Raw genomic sequence first — 2,677 nt, forward strand, 5'->3', positions numbered from 1 at the left:
ATGTCACACCTCTAACGATATCAGACTACAAAACGTTACGTAAGAGGCACTGCAATGCAAACGTGACTGTTAGTGATGGTACTGAATACCTTTGTCCCGGTATGGGGGTGACAGCTAATGGGGCTCCACTTCATGCAGTGTTTAATTCAGATAAAGTTATATTTATGTTCAATCAATACTTTGAATTCATAAAAGCAAATATAGAGCATATTTTGGAGTCCGACCCAAGTAAAAGGAATAATGAAACTGTAACTATTGGTATGGAGTTTTTGCATGATAAAAATATTATCGCATACAAGGTCAAAGAGACAGGGTTTATGTTTACACTATGTGAACAATAAGTATCTGTTAGTTTGGTTTAAATATGTTATCTCGTCTATTTTATTTGATCGTATTTCGTATGCTGGGTGAAATCGTAGGTTGGTGCTGAACGAAGTGAAGCCCAACGTTTACCACGAACCTTCTTAATCAAGGCAATAATCGGATAATTCGGCCTTATTCGATTATTGCTATCCCCTCGTTCAGGCATTGGCGGATTGGTTTTACGCCGCATGTTGGGCTTCGCTGCGCTCAGCACCAACCTACGCTCAGCACCAACCTACGCTCAGCACCAACCTACGCTCAGCGCCAACCTACGCCCCAACCCGCATCTAAGCCCCCAACCCTGCCTTGGCCCCACTCTTGCTATGTCTTATCCCATTGATGGCCGTTGCCGCCCTGAAGATCCTGCCGTGATCCGCCCCGAACGGGGTGGTTCACGGGGGAGGGCGGCCCGGCAGAGACCTTCTGATGGGAGCCGTGACAGTGCAAGACACAACCAATACCTTGCCCCCGCAGCGCTGGCTGCAACTGGAGTTAAAGGCCATCGACAGCCAGGTTGGCCGCTGGCAGAGCCGCCGTTTTGAGATTGCGGCGCTACATCCTGCTGAAGCCGAAGCGGCCGGTGCGCTGCCCCTTACCCTGTTTCGCGACGAGCGGGGGGATTATCGCTTTAATTTGAGCTCCGGTTCGCCGCGCCTTTTTATTACCGGGACTGTCACCGGAAGCCGCGTGGACAATGGCTTTGTGGCCGATGGCCTGACCCTGAGCCAGACCGTGGCCGCCGCCTATATGGATGGCGAGCGGCAGGTGCTCTCCTGCCCGCTGCCCGAAGCGCTGCAAGCCTGGGTGGAGGCCTTTATCGGGCGTCACGGCGAGCTGCTGGAGGCCCGTCGCAAGGGCAAGAAGGGTAAGGGTCGGGCGCAGGATCAGCTCGGTCTCGATACGGCTGTAGCGACATCAAGAGACGCCGTAGATCAAGCCAATTGCGGCGCCGTCAGAGCCACCGGCCCCGATGGTCGCGAGCGTGGCAGCGACGCTGGAACCAGTGCCGGAAACAAGGCCGGAAACAGTGCCCATGAGTGAGTTCCTCAAGCGCTGGCACTCTCGCAAGAGTGAGGCGCGCAAGCATCAGGTATTGCAGCCGAGGGAAGAGGCCACCCCAGAGGTGATTGCGATTCCCATCGAAGGCAGTGGCGAAGGTGAAATATCAGATACCGCGCTGGATAGCACCGTAGTCAGCACTGACAAGGGGAGCTGTGAACCCCTTGCCGTTGAGGGGGCCGAGAGTGGCGAACCGCCGCTAACAACGGCGCAGCCGGGCAAGGCCAGGCTCCCCGACAAGGAGGCGCTGCGGGCCATGTTTCGCAACCACAAGCCTGACGGGCTCGACGACTACACCCAGGATTTCAGCCAGCCGGAGCTGCTGCCCGCGGCCCTGACCGCCGGGCTGCGCAACTGGCTGGTGGAGCAGGTGATCGCCCCGGAGAGCGAATCGGCCAATCCGGCCAGCGGATCCGCTGAACCGGTTGCGGTTGCCAGCGTTGCCGCCGCCGACGAGCCGCACGGGTTGGCTGATAACCATTCTCAAACCCCCACCGACGATCGGGACATTTTGGCTTCCTGTGATGGGCAAAATGTCTCAGCCAAAGATAAGGGAATGGAACCTTCAGGATCCTGACTCCCTGTCAGTCACTTTTTTTTCGGGGGAGTTGGCTCGGCTCTTGCTTTCTCGGCTTACCAACAAGCGCCCATCCCACGAGGTGGCGCGCACAGGAGCGTATGTGATCACCGAACACCCCATAACCACATCTGTCACAAAGCTGACCGACGAAGCGGCCGGGCATAACGCGCGTGCTCGCGCCTATGCCCTGCGGCATACGGTCAAGACCGACAACCTGATCCCGGCCACTGTCTCTTACCAGAGTCAAGGGCGCTTGCTGCTGGTCGGCCCGGAAGATCGCATTCGCCGCGCCGCCAGCCTGCTGCCAGCCGGGGTGAAGCCCACTCTGCTGGTGACCGAGCCGGTCCACGATGCCGAGGCGGCGGATCTCGAAACCATCTTCGACGCCACCGCATCTCTCGATGCCCTGACCCTGCGCGAGCCGAGCCTGACAGGGTATCTCGGTCAGTTCCAGCTCACCGGCCTCAATGGTCAGGGTGAGCGGATTGAGCTCGCCGCGATCTGCTTCCCGCAGCAAACGGCTGCTGTCAGTGAACAGCCGCGCTTTGATCTGGTGGCCGATCTGGGCTGCACCCCGCGGTTTGCGCTGGAACGCCCGCCGGTGGGTTATCTGCATCTCTTTGATGACGATGGGCTGGCCGAACGACTCGCAGAACTTTGCGCGCTGACCGGTAT

At 57.9% G+C, this 2,677-nt stretch carries 3 protein-coding genes and 1 pseudogene; all 4 read left to right on the forward strand.

The annotated features are described in order from the left end of the window. On the forward strand, positions 1-341 hold a 341-nt coding region (locus AAC083_RS16885), incomplete at its 5' end, for a hypothetical protein (protein ID WP_219927900.1). Positions 342-789: 448 nt separating this feature from the next. Further along, complete coding sequence (locus AAC083_RS16890) at positions 790-1,404, forward strand: DUF3305 domain-containing protein (protein ID WP_108537215.1); 615 nt, start codon at positions 790-792, stop codon at positions 1,402-1,404. Beyond that, the gene (locus AAC083_RS16895) at positions 1,397-1,999 is read left to right on the forward strand and encodes a DUF3306 domain-containing protein (protein WP_108537216.1); all 603 of its coding nucleotides are present in this window, start codon (positions 1,397-1,399) and stop codon (positions 1,997-1,999) included. Before AAC083_RS16890 ends, AAC083_RS16895 begins: the two co-directional genes overlap by 8 nt. A 103-nt stretch (positions 2,000-2,102) precedes the next feature. Continuing rightward, a pseudogene (locus tag AAC083_RS16900) lies at positions 2,103-2,677 on the forward strand (ferredoxin); the annotation flags it as partial.

Origin of the sequence: Aeromonas sp. HMWF014 (assembly GCF_963878295.1) — a bacterium.
GTDB classification, from domain to species: Bacteria; Pseudomonadota; Gammaproteobacteria; order Enterobacterales; family Aeromonadaceae; genus Aeromonas; species Aeromonas popoffii.